This is a genomic window from Pedobacter nototheniae (assembly GCF_032678625.1).
Taxonomy (GTDB): domain Bacteria; phylum Bacteroidota; class Bacteroidia; order Sphingobacteriales; family Sphingobacteriaceae; genus Pedobacter; species Pedobacter nototheniae_A.
In genome coordinates, this window is sequence record NZ_JAVTSO010000004.1 from 111,236 (window position 1) to 127,760 (window position 16,525).

Annotated in this window: 14 protein-coding genes; 2 read left to right on the forward strand and 12 right to left on the reverse strand. The window is 38.7% G+C overall.

Annotation, left to right across the window (positions count from 1 at the left end):
- Nucleotides 1–4: 4 nt before the first annotated feature.
- Genes R2Q77_RS13385 through R2Q77_RS13400 form a run of 4 tightly spaced genes read right to left on the reverse strand, consistent with a single transcriptional unit; the run spans nucleotide 5 to nucleotide 3,437 of the window.
- Nucleotides 5–931 (reverse strand): efflux RND transporter periplasmic adaptor subunit, encoded by a 927-nt coding sequence (locus tag R2Q77_RS13385; protein ID WP_316804230.1) that lies wholly within the window; start codon nucleotides 929–931, stop codon nucleotides 5–7.
- Nucleotide 932: 1 nt separating this feature from the next.
- Nucleotides 933–2,180 (reverse strand): TolC family protein, encoded by a 1,248-nt coding sequence (locus tag R2Q77_RS13390; protein WP_316804231.1) that lies wholly within the window; start codon nucleotides 2,178–2,180, stop codon nucleotides 933–935.
- A 49-nt stretch (nucleotides 2,181–2,229) separates the two neighbouring features.
- Entirely contained in the window at nucleotides 2,230–3,024 is a 795-nt protein-coding gene (locus R2Q77_RS13395) for a phosphatase PAP2 family protein (RefSeq protein WP_316804232.1), read from the reverse strand.
- Nucleotides 3,025–3,026: 2 nt separating this feature from the next.
- The gene (locus tag R2Q77_RS13400) at nucleotides 3,027–3,437 is read right to left on the reverse strand and encodes a hypothetical protein (protein WP_316804233.1); all 411 of its coding nucleotides are present in this window, start codon (nucleotides 3,435–3,437) and stop codon (nucleotides 3,027–3,029) included.
- A gap of 204 nt (nucleotides 3,438–3,641) precedes the next feature.
- On the opposite strand from R2Q77_RS13400, the gene R2Q77_RS13405 reads away from it, so the two are divergent.
- Nucleotides 3,642–3,779, forward strand: a complete 138-nt coding sequence (locus R2Q77_RS13405) for a hypothetical protein (protein WP_316804234.1) — start codon at nucleotides 3,642–3,644, stop codon at nucleotides 3,777–3,779.
- Here R2Q77_RS13405 and R2Q77_RS13410 read toward each other — a convergent pair.
- The 3 genes from R2Q77_RS13410 to R2Q77_RS13420 are packed head-to-tail and all read right to left on the reverse strand — an operon-like array spanning nucleotide 3,763 to nucleotide 6,302.
- On the reverse strand, nucleotides 3,763–5,022 hold the full coding sequence (locus R2Q77_RS13410) for a HAMP domain-containing sensor histidine kinase (protein WP_316804235.1): 1,260 nt from the start codon (nucleotides 5,020–5,022) through the stop codon (nucleotides 3,763–3,765). The two genes, R2Q77_RS13405 and R2Q77_RS13410, sit on opposite strands and share 17 nt — an antisense overlap.
- Entirely contained in the window at nucleotides 5,019–5,696 is a 678-nt protein-coding gene (locus R2Q77_RS13415; RefSeq protein ID WP_316804236.1) for a response regulator transcription factor, read from the reverse strand. The genes R2Q77_RS13410 and R2Q77_RS13415 overlap by 4 nt, the downstream gene beginning before the upstream one ends.
- A gap of 6 nt (nucleotides 5,697–5,702) precedes the next feature.
- Entirely contained in the window at nucleotides 5,703–6,302 is a 600-nt protein-coding gene (locus tag R2Q77_RS13420; RefSeq protein WP_316804237.1) for an HD domain-containing protein, read from the reverse strand.
- Nucleotides 6,303–6,660: 358 nt separating this feature from the next.
- On the opposite strand from R2Q77_RS13420, the gene R2Q77_RS13425 reads away from it, so the two are divergent.
- Entirely contained in the window at nucleotides 6,661–7,077 is a 417-nt protein-coding gene (locus tag R2Q77_RS13425; RefSeq protein ID WP_316804238.1) for an EamA family transporter, read from the forward strand.
- A gap of 159 nt (nucleotides 7,078–7,236) precedes the next feature.
- Here the strand turns inward: R2Q77_RS13425 and R2Q77_RS13430 are convergent, their stop codons facing one another.
- The 5 genes from R2Q77_RS13430 to R2Q77_RS13450 form a co-directional block, all read right to left on the reverse strand.
- On the reverse strand, nucleotides 7,237–9,267 hold the full coding sequence (locus tag R2Q77_RS13430; RefSeq protein WP_316804239.1) for a heavy metal translocating P-type ATPase: 2,031 nt from the start codon (nucleotides 9,265–9,267) through the stop codon (nucleotides 7,237–7,239).
- Nucleotides 9,268–9,309: 42 nt separating this feature from the next.
- Nucleotides 9,310–10,521, reverse strand: a complete 1,212-nt coding sequence (locus R2Q77_RS13435; protein WP_316804240.1) for an efflux RND transporter periplasmic adaptor subunit — start codon at nucleotides 10,519–10,521, stop codon at nucleotides 9,310–9,312.
- Between the two features lie 15 nt (nucleotides 10,522–10,536).
- Nucleotides 10,537–14,856, reverse strand: coding sequence for a CusA/CzcA family heavy metal efflux RND transporter (locus R2Q77_RS13440; protein ID WP_316804241.1), 4,320 nt, complete (start codon nucleotides 14,854–14,856; stop codon nucleotides 10,537–10,539).
- Nucleotides 14,857–15,035: 179 nt separating this feature from the next.
- On the reverse strand, nucleotides 15,036–15,356 hold the full coding sequence (locus R2Q77_RS13445; protein WP_316804242.1) for a DUF6660 family protein: 321 nt from the start codon (nucleotides 15,354–15,356) through the stop codon (nucleotides 15,036–15,038).
- Between the two features lie 247 nt (nucleotides 15,357–15,603).
- A complete protein-coding gene (locus tag R2Q77_RS13450) occupies nucleotides 15,604–16,503 on the reverse strand; it encodes a helix-turn-helix transcriptional regulator (RefSeq protein WP_316804243.1) in 900 nt (299 codons plus the stop codon).
- Nucleotides 16,504–16,525: the final 22 nt, after the last annotated feature.

The window sequence follows — 16,525 nt, forward strand, 5'->3', positions numbered from 1 at the left end:
ATTTCTAATTCTGAATTTTAACTTTAGCTGTATCGGCAATGCCATAATTACCAACTGTAATTATTCTATCTGTTTTACTAAATACGGGTTCTAATATTTCCGTTGAACTGCTGCCCTCAATACCCTTTTTTACTTTAACTTTTACCGCCGTAGAATCGTTAATCATTTTCATTACCCAAAACTCCTCTTCAGTTTCATTGGATAGTACCGCCGATTTTGGCAGAACCTGGGCATTGCTATGGTTAATCTTCGTTAATCTAACTTTAGCAATTAATCCTTCGGGGATTTCTTTTGTGGCAGAAACTTTAATAATATACCGCTGAGTTTGCGCAGCCGAATCAACCGAAGGCAGCGTTCCCGAAACGGAGCCGTTTAGCTTTGTTCCATCAGGGAGTACAATTTCAAGTATTTTATTCTGACTGATCATCTGGTTAAGTTCGTAGGGAAGATCCAGCAGAAAAACCAAACTGTTTCGATTGCTTATGGTTGCCAACGACTCCCCATCCTGCACGTAATCTCCTTTCTGGTGGTTAACCTGTACAATAACACCTGCCTGATTTGCCCGGATATTAGATACTCCAGAAAACTTAAAACCGGGGTCGAGTTTATTCACCGTATTGCCAATCGATTTTGCTTCCTTTGTAATTAAACCAAACAGCAGTTGTTGCGTTGCCACCTGCTGTCCTGGTTTTGCATTGGCCCTTTCTACATAACCATTGATATTTGCCTTAACATAGCTTTTTTCCAGATAGGCAGAAACTGCCGAAAACTCTGCATACTCCGCCAGCGAACTGTCTTTAATACTGGTTATCTGAACGGGGGTTACCGGTGAAGGTGCATCTGTTGCATCAGCCGGCACAGATTGGCTGCAGGAAGAAAACACCAGTAAAACCGAGCAAATGGTTAGTATGATTTTTAGATCATTATTCATGTTATTGGTTCCAGTAATTGTATTGGTTAATTAATTTTAAACGGTTAATATTTGTTTGTCTAAGCAGATTCTGTGCAGACATATAGTTATTAATGGCAATTATAAAATCAACTACTTTAAGATCGCCGGTGCGCAGCAATTTACTATCCACATCAATTAAACCCTTACTAAAACGGATTTGCTCTTTAATTTTCCCGAAAAGTGCATCTGTTTCAACAATCTGCTGCCTGATTAAGTTCAGCTGTTGCTCCTGCTGCCGTACAAAAAAGCCTTTATAATCTGCAATTGTATTTGATGAAAGTTTAAGCTTATCATACTGCATTTTTTTCTGGTGTCCATCATATATAGGTACTGAAAATGTAAAACCAACACTGCTTCCAAAATTCCGGTAAGGTTGCAAGGTTAATGATGAACTGTAACCACCGTTTACATAAACCCCAAGTTTTGGCTTGTAACTCAAATCGATGCTGTTTTTCAGGTTAATATTCTTTAAGCTGTCCAATTCAAAACGTTTGGTAAAGAAAAGCCTGTCCTGTTTAAACAATTCTGTTTCCAGTCTTGGTTCGGCAAGTTTTACGGTTATGGTATCCTTTATGCCCGCAAGGTAATTCAAAGTGCCATAATCATTTTTAAATTGAATTTCCGCTTGCTTCATCACCAATTGTTGCTGCTGCAGGGTAACCAAAAAAGTTAAATATTCAGATTGCTTGTAAATATTGCTCCGGGTTAATGTTTTAAACAATTGTTCTTCTTTTTCTAAAAGAGAAACAACTTCACGGTTAAAATCTACCTGTTCCTGGCTTGCATAAGCCGTAATGTACTGATCGGCAACAGATCTGTTTAAGTCGTACAACGATAACTGGCTGGCATATTTAATGGAATCGCTTTGAATTTTTATGCCCTCCAGCTGGTTGTTAATTCGTTTTTTATTTAGCAAATCGTAATTAACATTTAACAAAGCCTCGAGTGCCTGGCCATTTGTAATAATTCCGTCGTATCCATAACCACGGATAATAGGCGCATACATTCCTGCTCCTGTACCTGTAACTTGTACGCGGCCAGTTGCACGCACAATCAGGCTGTCGATCCCTGCAGATCTTTTCTGGTTTTCAAAATCTTTAAGTACAGGGCTGGTAGATTTTGCCTGTTTTAAAAAAAAATCGAGGTTTTTAACCGGAGACTGAGCCATTGCCCGCGTAGCTAAAACCGTAAGAATGCCGATGGAGAGATATTTAAAGACGACGTTCATTTTTAAAATTTTAAACCTGAATATTGATAGAAGATAAGTGTAAAGGGCACTAAAACCTTCCGGAAAACATTAAACCTGTATTTCCTTGTTGATGAAAAGGCATTAAGGTAAAATTACCTGTGTTTTTTGTTGTAAAAATTCTTTTAACGTATGGATAAACAAGATAAGCAATTTTTGTTGAAGCAATTCCAAATCCTGCTCCTGCAACAACATCACTAAACCAATGTTTATTATTGTACATACGCAGGGTACCGGTAGCTGTTGCAACAAAATAACCTGCATAACCAATCCATGGGTTTACATCTTTATACTCCTGGTGCAGAAATTCTGCGGCCATAAAAGCCGAGGCCGTATGTCCGGAAGGAAAAGAATTAGTTCCCGATTCATCTGGCCGCATTCTGCCTACGCCTTGCTTTACAAAATGAGTTGATACACCCATAATTGCAGCCGAAGTAACATATAACATGGAGGCATCAAACAAATTATGTTTTCCTTTTATACCTGAAAGATTTAGTGCATAAACTGCTGCTGCCGGCGCAAATTGCAGGTAATCATCTACATGCGCCGCAAATAAAGGGTGATCTTCCTGAAGTTCGGCCTTGGTACTCACATCTAATTGCTTAAGTGCACCATGATCGTAAACGGCGGCAAAGCCGTAACCCATCAGTACAACTGGGGCAATAAATACTGCCGGCCGAAATTTATTTTTAGGAATTTCAACTTTTGTATTCCATCTGCCCTTTGTGGTATCCGCGGGGAAAGTTTGAACCGTATCTGTCTTTTGAGCGAAACAGGTAGCGAATGTTGATGCAAGCAGCACACTGGCAAAAAATATTTTGTACATTTTTAAGGTTTTACCAGGTTTCCAGCCCCATCAAATAATAAGTCTTTTCCTTTTACTTCAGCTTCATAAAGAATTGTACCATTAGCTTTGGTAATTTTTGCCGCTTCAGCAATCTTCATTCCTTTTAACTTTGTAATTACCTGAACCGGCAGTTCTGAACTTTTAATTTCAATTTCTGACTCTAAAAGAATTCCCTTTGCCGAATATAACTCTGAAGCATGCTTACCATTTAAACGAAAACCCGCTTCGTAATCTTGCTTCTCCATTTCCCAGGTTACATTTGTTATTCCGGGATGTAGTTTAGCAAATGCTGTTTTTGCCTGAACGGATACTTTTGCTACGCTTATCTTTTGTGCTTGTGCGGAAATAACAATGCCACCAACTAAGATTAAAATTCCAAAAATCTTTTTCATCTGTTTATTTATTGTTTTTTAACGGTGATAAGTTGTAATCAAATCTATAATTGAATTATGGAGGAATTCTGTAGTTAAAAATGAATTTTATAGCCAAAAAATAATCTTGATGATAAAAGAAATAACCCAGGCTTGAATACTGTCCTAAGTAACATTGCCTGAATTTTTAAGCAATAAATAAAGGCTTGATTTGCATGGTAAAACATGCTTTTTGCTCAATCAGTTTATAGCACACAGCTGCCCATCAGCATCAACGAGCTGGCCGCAATGGCAGGCATTATACAAGACAATCCGGAGTACGAGTTTGCAATGATTATCGCAATATTTAGTGATTTAACTTAAAATATACCGTAAAAACATGTGTATCCAATGCTTGGGTATACTGAATATCGAAACCATACAGGTTACAAATTTGCTTGGTAATGGCTAAACCCAAGCCCATACCTTCTGATTCTGTTGATTTAGAGAACCGATCAAAAATGCGGTTGTTTTGTTGCATGCTTTTCCCCGTATTGGCTACCACTAATGTCTTTGAATTTAGCTTAATGCTAATCTGTCCGCCCGGTATATTATGTCTTACCGCATTACTAAATAAATTATTTAATAAAATATCGGCCAGATAACGGCTCATTTTTAGGCTGGCTGGCTCCAGTTCTTCTTTTAGCGTTAAACCGTCTCGTTCAAACAATTCCTGAAACTGGCGGACTTTCCCTTCTACCATTTCCTTGAGATCAATATCCTGAGCATCAGAAATAAGGTTATTTTCTATTTTCGCCAAAAGCAAAAGCGATTGGTGCAATCTTGAAAGCCGGCCGGTAGCATGGTAAATATCTTCCAGTAATGCACCTTGTTGTTCAGTAAAAGATTCAGTTTGTAAAAGGGAATCGAGTTTGGAATTAATAACCGCCAGTGGTGTCATCATTTCATGCGAGGCATTGTCGGTAAAACTTTTAAGTTCTTTATAATCTCGCCTAACTTTTTCGGCCATTGCATTAACCGATCTATTCAGTTCGTTAAATTCGTCTATTGTTGTGGGCTCTTCCTCAATATTTTCCATTCGGGCCACCTCAAAAGTCTTCATCCGGTTTAAGATGCTGTAAAAGGGTTTCCAAAGCCTGCTTAACACAAAACGATTGATTCCCAACAAGGAAAGGAGTAAAACAATGGTTACAGCAAGTGTAATAAATAGAATAATCCGAACTAAATCTTCTGCTTCTACCCTTGATTTGGTGATATTTACAATAATGGTTTTGCCATTTAAATTAACCGTTGTAACCAACCTTCTTCCGGGTTCTGTTTCCTTTTCTTTCGGGTTAAGGTAGCTGGTATATAAAAATTCCCGTTCCGGTACCTGGCCTTTAACTTCTTCGTAAGAAATTTGCTGATCTAAATAACTTGCCGGAAGTGGGAGGCGGTTATAAGCTGCAGTATATTGCCTGATTTCATTTTCTTCTACTGCTAAATCCTTATCGAGTTTTTCTGTTAAAATAAAGTGGATAACCAAATAATATATAATCCCTGTAATAATCAGAACGATAAGGGAGGTATAAATGTTAACCTGATTGTAGCGGCTGGAAAGTTTCATATACTTCCAAATTTATACCCGATTCCATACACGGAGCGCAAGTAGTCTGCCGCACCGGTTTCCATTAATTTTTTCCTGAGGTTTTTAACATGTGTATAAATAAAATCGAAATCATCAGAAAGATCCATTTCATCACCCCAAAGGTGTTCGGCCATAGCATTTTTAGTGACGACTTTATTTTTGTTAGACAGGAAGTAAACCAGTAAATCAAATTCCTTTTTTGTTAGTACAACCTGGTTATTGTTAATTATAACCTTCATTGCCGAAACATCTACACTGATTTCATTAAAAACAATTACATTATCGCCATCAAAGTTTTTACGGCGTACAATTGCACTTACCCTGGCCTTCAGTTCTGAAAGGTGAAAGGGTTTCACTAAATAATCATCGGCACCAAGATCCAATCCCGCAAGCTTATCATCTAAAGAATGTCGGGCAGAAATAATAAGCACCCCATCTCTCTTCTTTAATTGCTTAAGTTTGGTCAACAATTCAAGTCCTTCGCCACCGGGCAAGCCAAGATCAAGTAAGATACAATCGTAATTGTACATCGAAATTTTCTCTAAGGCCATGCTAAAATTTATGGCGTGCTCACAAATATTCCCTTCGCCGGTAAAATAGGTTAATATGCTTTCCAATAAAGCTTGCTCATCTTCAATGACTAAAATCTTCATAAATAATCAGGTAAAGCGCTGAATGAGTTTTTCTATGTTTAAATTTTTATTTTTTTGAAGAAACTGTTTCCCATAACCGGTAAAATATTCGTGTTTGGCTAACATTTCGAGGTTTAGTGCCGTCCATTGCAATTCAGAATATACCAATCCTAATTTCGCTTCCCATTCTTGTTTTAGCCGGGCTGCAAAAAGGTTATAATTACTTAGTGAAAAATGGTAAAAATCGGCATCGCAAATCACCTTTTCGAGCATATTGGAGGGAAATTGCGGGTAACGCGTTGCCATAATGCAGGCCTTAACCTGCTCTACTTTACCTGCACTTAGCCCATTTTCAAACAGAAAGTTTTCGGCAATACGTACACTGCTGTTTTCGTGTCCCATGTATTGATCCGTATAACCAATATCGTGCAGAAATGCGGCAATATTTAAAATGAATTGATCTTCTTTAGAAATTTTAGTTTCCCTGCCAATAACTTTCACACCTTCAACAACTAATAATGTATGTTCAAAATTGTGAAAATACATAAAATCAGGAAGTTTATTTTTTAGCAAATCTTCAGCAAACTGTTCAACTTTTTCTAATAAAAACTCCTGAGGTATTTCCATGAATTAAACCCTGTTATGCGACAACAATTATAATTGCCAATTCTGAAGAAATGCTGTAGCTAAAAAGATATGGCTACAATGCCGCAGTTGTTCAAGTTAACAACACTTTTCGATTTTGCAAAATGATATAGATGATATGCCCCATCGGGTGGCTTTTATATCTTTTATCTGACAAAACATCCTTTTAAGTTGAGGCTAAACTTTACCCAAATCGTAATTGAGTTATGGAAACGCGGAAGAAATTTTAACTTTTATGGATAACGAAGGGCCACCCATTGGGAAGAAAGAACTTCGACAACGTTATATTCAGTATTTCTACAGAATTAAAAGCGATCTTTAATATTCAAGTAATCGCAAAATGATGTGGAAATTTTATGCTTTATTATCCGCTTTCTTTGCTGCTGCAACAGCAATTTTGGCTAAAATTGGAATTAAAGGCGTTAACGGTAATCTTGCAACGGCCGTTCGCACAGTTGTTATTCTTTTTATTGCCTGGGGAATTGTTCTGGCAACCGGCGAAATTTCAGAGTTAAAAACACTAAGTAAAAACAACCTGATTTTTTTGGGCTTATCTGGCGTAGCCACGGGCTTATCGTGGATTTTTTATTTTAAAGCACTCGAAACCGGAAACGTATCCAAAGTAGCACCGATAGATAAATTGAGTGTGGCTATTGCAATGGGGCTTGCCTTTTTAATATTGAAGGAACCCATTGATGCCAAAACACTTATTGGCGGATTAATGATTGTTGGTGGCAGCTTAGTTATCTTACTTTAGTTTATTAATATACAGCATAACTGCTGCACCTTCCGCTTTGATTCACCTGCTGTACGATTTCCTTTCTGCAGATAAGATATGTAATCAAACATACTACATCATTTTACCATAATGCCCGCTCCGGTTTGTGCAACCGGAGCGGGCAAAAATAGAAATGGATTAAACGCTTACTGGTTTCTTAGGGTTGTAAGCAAGCAACCGCAACGCATTAAAAACCACAATCAGTGTAGATCCTTCATGTGCAATTACAGCTGGTCCTATTGAAGCAATTCCAAGAATGGTTAAAGGAATTAATACGGCAACTACCCCGAGGGAAATCCATAGGTTTTGTTTAATAATTCCCCTTGCTTTTCTGCTCAAACCAATGGCAAATGGTAAACTTTCCAGCTTATCGCCCATTAAGGCTATATCTGCTGTTTCTAAGGCCACATCAGAACCAGCAGCCCCCATGGCTATACCAACGGTACTTTTAGCCATAGCCGGTGCATCATTTACCCCATCGCCTACCATGGCAACCATTTTTTCAGATTTTGCCAGTTTTTGTACTGCTTCCACTTTATCTTCGGGCATTAGGTCTCCCCATGCATCTGTAACACCAATTTGTTTTGCTACTGCTTCGGCAACCTGCTGATTATCCCCGGTAAGCATAATCATTTTTTTGATCCCCAAACTGGTTAATGCTGCCAGGGTTTGTTTGGCCTCTGCCCTCGGAACATCCATCAGCGAAAGCAAACCTATAAAAGTACTTTCCTGCTTAACCAGCATTGAAGTGTGTCCGCCTTTTTCCAGTTCTTCAACCTGCTTTAGTATATCTTGTGGAATACCTTCTTTTTCGAATAGCGCTTTATTTCCGATTAATATTTTTTTGCCTTCTACTTCGGCTTGTACACCTCTTCCTGTAATTCCTTTCACATTTTGAGCCTCCGGAACCGTTTGATCTTTCATCTTTTGAAGCATCCCCTGTACAATGGCTTCGGCCAATGGGTGATCGCTCCTTTTCTCAACAGCAACCGTAACAGCCATTAATGATTCTTCGGAAACACCATTTAAAGATATAACATTGGTTAACTGCGGCTTGCCTTCGGTTAAGGTTCCTGTTTTATCAAAAGCAATAGCATTCAATGCGCCTAAATCTTCCAAAGGTCGCCCACCTTTAATTAAAACACCAGCCCTGGCGGCCCTCGCTACCCCACTTAATACAGCACTGGGTGTAGAAATAGCCAAAGCGCATGGACTTGCGGCGACCAGTACCGACATTGCCCTGTAAAAACTTTTGCTAAAAGGTTCGTCTATAACCAAAAAAGCGAAACACAGTAAGGTGACCAGCACCAAAACAAAAGGCACAAAATATTTCTCAAATTTATCTGTAAAGAGCTGGGTTGGCGACTTTTGTTTTTCAGCTTCGTTAACCATTTTAATCAACCGTGAAATGGTCGAATCTTTAGCTTCACGGATTACTTTTACTTCCAGAACGGCTGCGCCGTTTATGGTTCCTGCAAAAACACGAAACTGTGGTTTTATGCTTTTATCTGTCGAATAATCAAGGCTGGCATCAGCAACAGGTAATTTATCAACCGGAACACTTTCGCCGGTAATGGGTGCCTGGTTAACACTTCCTTCACCTTTTACCACTACACCGTCGGCCGGAATTTTGCTGTTCGGCTTAATAATAATTACATCACCCAGCTTTAATTCTTCAATGCGTATTTCAGTTTCCTTACCCGCTCTTACCACAAGCGCGGTTGGGGGGGCAAGGCTTGTTAATGCCGAGATAGATTTGCGTGCTTTACCCATAGCGTAATGCTCCAGGGCATGGCCTAAACTAAAAAGAAACAATAAAAGTGCTCCTTCTGCCCACGAACCTAAAATTGCAGCACCTATTGCAGCAACCAGCATTAAAAAGTCAATTTCAAAGCCCCCTTTTGAGATGGTTTCTACCGCTTCTTTTGCGGTAAAGAAACCTCCAAAAAAGTAAGCCAAAATGTATAAACTTAAACTTGACCATGATGGTAAGCCCTGTATATAGCCAAGTCCGTAACCAACCGCTAAACAAACACCACTTAAAATGGCAAAATACAATTCTGTATTGGCGCCAAATATGCCACCTTCATGATGATGGCCTTCTCCGGATTCCTGAGCGCTATGAACATGGTTATCATGATTTTCTTTATCTTTTTTTTGTGTTTTCATCGTTATAATTTTATTTATACGGATTAAATATTTCATTTTTCATTAATGCTCATGCTCACCGGCATTACTCATTTTAGCCAGCACAAAAAATGCGCCTTTAACTACAATTTCGGCATTTTCGGGTATTTGCTTAAGCAAGGTAATTTCTGTGTAGCCAACATCGGTGGTACCTTTTGCCACAGGTATTTTTTCAAAAAGCATTCCTTTTTCAGTTGCCCCTTCTTTATGCTGTGTTTCGGCCTTGCGTACAAAAATAAAATCCTGCCCGCTTACATTCACAATGGCTTCTGATGGTACCGCAGGTTTGGTTCCGGTTTCCAGGCTAATTACCGCGGTGATGGTCATACCATCAATCAAACCCTTCTTATCGCCCTGCACTTTGGCATGCACGGTAACTGCTTTACTTTCGCCTTCAAAAGACGATCCTAAGGAATAAATTTGTGCATCGTATTCTCTACCGGGATTATTGGTTAAAGTAAAGTGAATTAACTGGTTTTCTTTAAGCTTTGGAATGTCTTTTTCATATACAAACAAATCAAGGTGCAGCTGGCTGTTATCTACAATTTCGGCAATGGGTGTATTTACATCTACGTAACTTCCCATTTCAACTTTTACATTGCTTACTACTCCATTTATCGGGCTTCGTACCGATAAAACCGAAATCAATTTTCCTTTATTTAAACTGGTCGGATTAATGCCCATTAACTGTATTTGTTGTGCATACGTTGCTTTTGCCGTTAACAGGGTTTTCAATTCCGTTTCGGCAGATTGTAAATTCTTTAAAGCGCCGGCATTACCTGCATTTAATTCTTTCTGCCTTTTTACTTCCAGTTCAACCAAACTAATTTTTGCACTGGTGTTTAAATAATCGCTTTGCACCCTTATAAATTCCGGATTTGAAATGGTTGCCAATACTTGTCCTTTACGTACCTGATTGCCAGGTTGTATAAGTAATGATTTAATTACGCCATTATAAACCGAATTTACACTTGCCCTGTTTTGATTTGGCACCTGTAATGTTCCATTGGTTTTTAGGGCCGTTGTAAGTTGTTTATTTTCGATACTTCCTAATTTTAAACCGATGCTTTTAATCTGCGAATCGGTAAGCATAGCCGTATTTCCACCTGCTTCCTCGTGGGTTTCTTCAGGTGCTGTTTTTGACTTTTCCGTTTCGGTACTGCTTTTCCCTTTACAGGAAACAAGGATAGCCGAAGCGATGAGCAATGTGAATATAATAATCAGATATTTTTTCATTTGAATATAGTTGTTTTATTGGTTGATGTAATAATTATACTGGATAACCGACTGATTATAAGTATTTAGCACTTCTAAATAATTTTTCTGTATATCAATTGATTGCGTAAGGTATTGCGACATTTCAGCAAAACTGATTTCTCCGGCTCTATAGGCCAAAGTAGCTGCCTTTATAATTTCATTAGCCTGCTTTAAGCCCGTAGTTTCATAAAAGGCCAGCATGCTGTACCCTTTATCTACTTCCTGCAACAACTGTGATTTTTTATTGTCGAAAAGCTGCACATCGTAATCATATTGTTTTTGCTGCACGGCTTTTTCGGCCTGTGCCACTTTTACTTTATTTCGGGAAGTACCGGCGTTAAACAACGGAAAGGAAGCCGTAACTGAAAATCCGGTAAAAGGATCTTTTGCTCCCCATAAGCGCTGGCTGAAAAAACGACCTGAAAAATCTGGTTTATTTTCATTTTTAATCACAGATATTCCTGCATTTGCAATATTTATATTCTGCGCCTGTAACTCCAGTACAGGGTGTGTGGCACCTGTTTGCCTATCGGGTGCAGCTAATTTTACCAGGGGTTGTTGTAAGGGCAAAATATAGTCGGAAAGGTTAAGCAGCTGCATCATTGCCTGCTGTTGTATTTTAGTTTCCCGATCCATTTGCTGCATTAAAGCACCAAGTTCTTTCACGCGCACATTAGATGCTATGCTATCCAGCCCCGGACTATCACCTGTTTTTACTTTAAGTTTTGCAGCCGCATTTAACGATCTGTAAATGCTATCCAAACGATGATACAACTCCTTTTTATCCTGCAAATACCAAAGCTGATAGTATACAGCCCTAATGTTTCGTTTTACATCTACACCAATAGCGGCATCATTAGCCTCAAAGTATTTTAACTGTTCTGTATACAGATTTTTTTGTGCTTTATATAAACCCGGCCAGGCGAGATTTTGAGAAAGACCTATCTTTAAAACACCTGTATGATCACTGGGTCTTAAATCTTCATTCTCAGCAAATACACCTGTTTTTGTTAAAATAGAAGCGGTTTTAATTTGTGCCTTGCCTTTATTTAATTGTTGGCTATTTACATCATATTGAAGATTTCCCCTCGACAGCATCAGCGCTTCCTCTATACTTACTCTTTTTGAAATTACTTGTTGTGCCTGAACATTATTGGACAAACCAGCCAGAAAAAGAAACCCTATAAAAATTGCAGCTTTTGGCTTTATTTTGATTTTAGCGGAGAATAACAGGTACAGCAATGGCAATACAACCAATGTTAAAAATGTTGCAGTAATCAATCCGCCTATAACTACGGTTGCTAAAGGTTTTTGCACTTCAGCGCCTGCCCCACTGCTTAATGCCATAGGTATAAACCCTAAAGAAGCAACGGTGGCTGTCATTAATACCGGGCGCAGGCGCATTTTTGTACCTTCCAGTATTCGCTGGATAATATCGTCTATGCCATCTTTTTTCAGTTGGTTAAAAGTGCCAATCAATACAATACCGTTAAGTACAGCTACGCCAAACAATGCAATAAAACCAACACCTGCAGAAATACTAAAAGGCATGCCCCTGAGTAACAATGCAAACACCCCACCAATAGCACTCATCGGAATGGCTGTAAAAATGAGCAAAGAGTCTTTAACGGTTCCGAAGGTAAAAAACAGTAAAAGGAAAATCAGTGCCAAAGCAACGGGCACGGCAACCATTAACCTTGCCGAGGCTTCCTGTAAGTTTTCGAAAGTGCCACCATAAGTATAGTAATAACCTGTAGGTAAAAGTTTAGCTTCATTCAATTTTTGCTGAATATCTGTAACCACACTTTGCACATCCCGGTCTTTTACATTAAAACCAACAACAATTCTGCGTTTGCCTTCTTCGCGGCTAATCTGGGCAGGTCCATCTTTAAAAGAAATATTTGCCACCTGCGAAAGCGGAATCTGGTTCCCATCGTTTGTTGCTACATACAGGTTATTTACATCCTCTATTGACATTCTGCTGGCACTATCCAACCTAACAACGAGATCAAATTTTCTTTCATTTTCAAACATCACGCCTGCGGCTTTTCCTGCAAAAGCAGTGCTTATGGTGTTATTTATATCTTCTATATTTAATCCATAGCCGGCAATTTTTGCCCTGTCGTACTGAATGGTAATTTGAGGCAAACCCGTTGTCCTTTCTACCTGAGGTTCTGTTGCACCCTTAACCGTTTGTACAATTTTTGCCACTTTAGGTGCAAGTGCTGCCAGGGTATCAATGTTTTCGCCAAAAATTTTAATGGCCACATCTTGCCTTACTCCCGTCATTAACTCATTAAAGCGCATTTGTATCGGCTGCGAAGCCTCAAAGAAAACACCTGGTATAGAGGCCTCAAGTTTCTCCATCATCAGTTGTGCCAATTTATTATAATCCTGTGTGGTTGTCCATTCACTTTTGGGCTTAAGGTTTATAATTAAATCGGTTGCTTCGGGCGGCATCGGGTCTGTTGGTACTTCCGCACTTCCTGTTTTACCAACAACCATTTTTACTTCCGGAAATGTTTTTATAATCCGGCTGGCCTGCATAGAGGTTTCTACACTTTGACTGAGTGATGTACCCTGTGGAAGGATACAATGAAAAGCATAATCACCTTCCTGCAACTGCGGAAGAAATTCGCCGCCCATTCTGCTAAAAACAAAAATGGTAATAACCAATAAAGTTACTGCACCTGTTACCACCGCATATTTCATTCTAATTGCCCAATTAATTAATGGTGTATATCCTCTTTGGAAGAAATCCATCATACGGTCGGAAAAGGTTTTTTTATGCGATATTTTTTTTGAGAGAAATAATGCCGACATCATCGGGATGTAGGTTAACGAAAGCAATAAGGCTCCAAAAATGGCAAAACCTACTGTCATGGCCATTGGGCGAAACATTTTACCTTCTATACCAACCAAAGTTAGAATAGGAATGTAAACAATCAGAATGATGATCTCGCCAAAAGCCGCGCTGCTGCGTATTTTGGATGCTGAAACAAACACTTCTTCATCCATTTCGTTCTGTGTAAGCTTTTTAGTTGATTTTCGGGAGGCTAAATGGTGTAAAGTAGCTTCAACAATAATCACAGCCCCGTCTACAATCAATCCAAAATCAATTGCACCCAGACTCATTAAATTGGCACTTACCCCAAATACATTCATCATGGCTAAAGCAAAAAGCATAGCTAACGGAATAGCAGAGGCTACAATTAGACCTGCCCTGAAATTGCCGAGAAACAAAACCAGTACCAGTATTACAATCAGCGCGCCTTCTATTAAATTTGTTTTTACGGTATTAACTGCTCTTTCGACCAAACTGGCCCGATCACTAAATGCTTCAATAACCACATCTTCTGGCAAGGCTTTTTTAATAACCTCCATTTTTTCTTTTACCTTTTGAACTACTGCAGCACTGTTTGCGCCTTTCAGCATCATTACAATTCCTCCAACTACTTCTTTCTCTCCATTATAAGTAACTGAACCATAACGCACTGCATTACCCAGTTTTATTTCGGCAACATCTTTAACCAATACCGGAATGTGGTTTACTTTTTTAACAACCGTATTGCCAATATCGCTCATAGACCCCATCAGGCCAATGCCCCTGATGAAATAAGCATTTGGCTTTTTATCAATGTAAGCGCCTCCGGTATTTTCATTGTTTTTTTCCAGTGCAGTAAAAATTTCAGCAATGGTTACGTTCATGGCTTTTAGGCGATTCGGATTTACTGAAACTTCATACTGTTTTAATAAACCGCCAAAACTATTTACTTCGGCAACGCCGGGCGTACCATACAGTTGCCTGGCAACAATCCAATCCTGCATGGTTCGTAAATCCATAGCCGAATATTTATTTTCTGAACCTTTTTTTGGGTGAACAACGTATTGGTATATTTCGCCAAGCCCCGTACTAACCGGAGCCAGTTCGGGTGTACCCAATCCTTTAGGAATTTTTGTTTCGGCTTCTTTAAGTTTTTCGCCGATTAACTGGCGGGCAAAATAGACATCAACATCTTCATGAAATACAACGGTTATAACGGAAAGTCCAAATCTTGAAACCGATCTTATTTCCTGAAGATCGGGCAGATTAGCAAGAGTTTGTTCTATGGGATAGGTAACTAGTTGTTCTGTTTCCTGTGCAGCCAACGTGGGTGTAAGGGTAATAATTTGCACCTGGTTATTGGTAATATCGGGTTGGGCATCAATTGGCAGCTTGGAAGCGCTCCATATACCCCAGCAAATAAGTGCCAGTGTAAGTAAGCCAATGATGAGCTTATTTTTGATGCTGAATTTTATAATTTGATCTAACATTTCTAAAAATGATATGAATTGATGGATGATCAGATTATAAGTTGTACAAGGCAATGGCCCGGATTGCAGGCTGTAAAATCTTGACAACAAATTATCTGATAAATAAGGTATGGATTGCTAACTGCGATGAAAACAGATAAACATGCTTACAAACATCACAGTAGAATCAAAAAAGGAAATTAAGCGATGAGTTTTGGCGGTTGCCAAACATCTACAGGTTGTTTTTTTATAGCGGTGATACAAAAAACCTGATAAGATTTATAATGAGGTGCTTCTATCTGGGCTGAAGTTTGATCAATTGGAAAATGCTGACCTACTGAACAGCATGCACAACCACAAAGCGGTGGACAGGATTCGTCCTGCAAATGTTTCGTTGCCGAATCAGTGTGCTGTACGATAGAAGAATATTGAGTATTTGCAACAATATCTGCCATATCCTGACAAGGCATTAGCCCTAAAAGGATTAAATAAACAGAAAATATAATTATTGAATACCTCATTTTTTTCAAAACTAACAATTATCCTTTAAGAAAGTGTTTAAATTTCTAATTTTATCTATGCTTATTATACTGCGTTTATACCAGGTTTTGATCACGAAATAAATTCAGGGCAATGAAATTAAAACTTTCTAAATCTTTCAGTTTTAAATAAGCATAATCTATTTGCCTATTTATATGGATTGATTACAGTACAAAGTAAGCTCATTTTATAAGCCCAAACAATGGATGGATAAGTGAAGGTATTGGATTATTCGAGGATTTTATTTTTGAAAGATAGTGCAGAAGCGCCAGTTATCTTTTTAAAAAGTCTCGAAAAATATGCCGGATCGTCATAGCCTAAATCTGCGGCAATTTCTTTAACTGATTTATTGGTATGAAAAAGTAAGCGTTTGGTTTCTAATATAACCCGCTGTTGTATGTGATGCGATACCGGGAAACCTGTAACCTGCTTTACACATTCATTGAGGTAAGCAGCTGATACATTTAACCGGGTTGCGTATTCTGTAGGCTTTTTAAGTTTTAGAAAAGATTTTTCCAGTAGGATTTTAAAATCTCCGGTCAATATTTTTGCCCTGGAAAGGTTAGGTACAAGCGAAGTTTGTTCGAGATACCTCGAAATGGTTAAACCCAGGTGTGCATTGCAAAGATCGCTCAAAAATGAGGCATACAATTTATCTCCCTTACGTTTAAAAGCCTGTTCGCACAAGGAGGCTGTATTATTGAGTAAAGCTAATGTTTCTATATCAATTGTTAATGGTTCTACCAGAAGCAGCGATTGCTCTAATGGTTCGAGGTAACTAACGTTGATATTTTCATCGGTAATTCCCATCAGAAAAAGATCGGATTTTTCGACCTCCAGTATTCGGTGCACCTGATTGGGGTGGATGTGCATAACGGCCGGCGCTAAAATATGATGTTTTTCAAAATCAAGTTCAATCCATGCCGAACCACTTTGGAGCAATAGGAAAATATGGTAATCATGACGGTGGGAATCTTCTGATTCTCCAAAAGCTTCCAGGTTTTCTGGTGTAATGCGACCTATGGATATGCCAAGATCAAAATCTTTACCGAGCTGGTTTACCGGAATGCCTTGTTTATTTACAGGAATATGGGTGTGTAAATCGTGATGATTTGTTTTAACATTCATAAATCCAGTTTTAGCTGCACAA

What these genes read in the sequence shown, in the direction of transcription:
- R2Q77_RS13440 (WP_316804241.1), bottom strand. Translation starts at nt 14,856, where the DNA reads ATGTTAGATCAAATTATAAAATTCAGCATCAAAAATAAGCTCATCATT.
- R2Q77_RS13430 (WP_316804239.1), bottom strand. Translation starts at nt 9,267, where the DNA reads ATGAAAACACAAAAAAAAGATAAAGAAAATCATGATAACCATGTTCAT.
- R2Q77_RS13395 (WP_316804232.1), bottom strand. Translation starts at nt 3,024, where the DNA reads ATGTACAAAATATTTTTTGCCAGTGTGCTGCTTGCATCAACATTCGCT.
- R2Q77_RS13450 (WP_316804243.1), bottom strand. Translation starts at nt 16,503, where the DNA reads ATGAATGTTAAAACAAATCATCACGATTTACACACCCATATTCCTGTA.
- R2Q77_RS13435 (WP_316804240.1), bottom strand. Translation starts at nt 10,521, where the DNA reads ATGAAAAAATATCTGATTATTATATTCACATTGCTCATCGCTTCGGCT.
- R2Q77_RS13420 (WP_316804237.1), bottom strand. Translation starts at nt 6,302, where the DNA reads ATGGAAATACCTCAGGAGTTTTTATTAGAAAAAGTTGAACAGTTTGCT.
- R2Q77_RS13445 (WP_316804242.1), bottom strand. Translation starts at nt 15,356, where the DNA reads ATGAGGTATTCAATAATTATATTTTCTGTTTATTTAATCCTTTTAGGG.
- R2Q77_RS13410 (WP_316804235.1), bottom strand. Translation starts at nt 5,022, where the DNA reads ATGAAACTTTCCAGCCGCTACAATCAGGTTAACATTTATACCTCCCTT.
- R2Q77_RS13405 (WP_316804234.1), top strand. Translation starts at nt 3,642, where the DNA reads ATGCTTTTTGCTCAATCAGTTTATAGCACACAGCTGCCCATCAGCATC.
- R2Q77_RS13415 (WP_316804236.1), bottom strand. Translation starts at nt 5,696, where the DNA reads ATGAAGATTTTAGTCATTGAAGATGAGCAAGCTTTATTGGAAAGCATA.
- R2Q77_RS13400 (WP_316804233.1), bottom strand. Translation starts at nt 3,437, where the DNA reads ATGAAAAAGATTTTTGGAATTTTAATCTTAGTTGGTGGCATTGTTATT.
- R2Q77_RS13425 (WP_316804238.1), top strand. Translation starts at nt 6,661, where the DNA reads ATGATGTGGAAATTTTATGCTTTATTATCCGCTTTCTTTGCTGCTGCA.
- R2Q77_RS13390 (WP_316804231.1), bottom strand. Translation starts at nt 2,180, where the DNA reads ATGAACGTCGTCTTTAAATATCTCTCCATCGGCATTCTTACGGTTTTA.
- R2Q77_RS13385 (WP_316804230.1), bottom strand. Translation starts at nt 931, where the DNA reads ATGAATAATGATCTAAAAATCATACTAACCATTTGCTCGGTTTTACTG.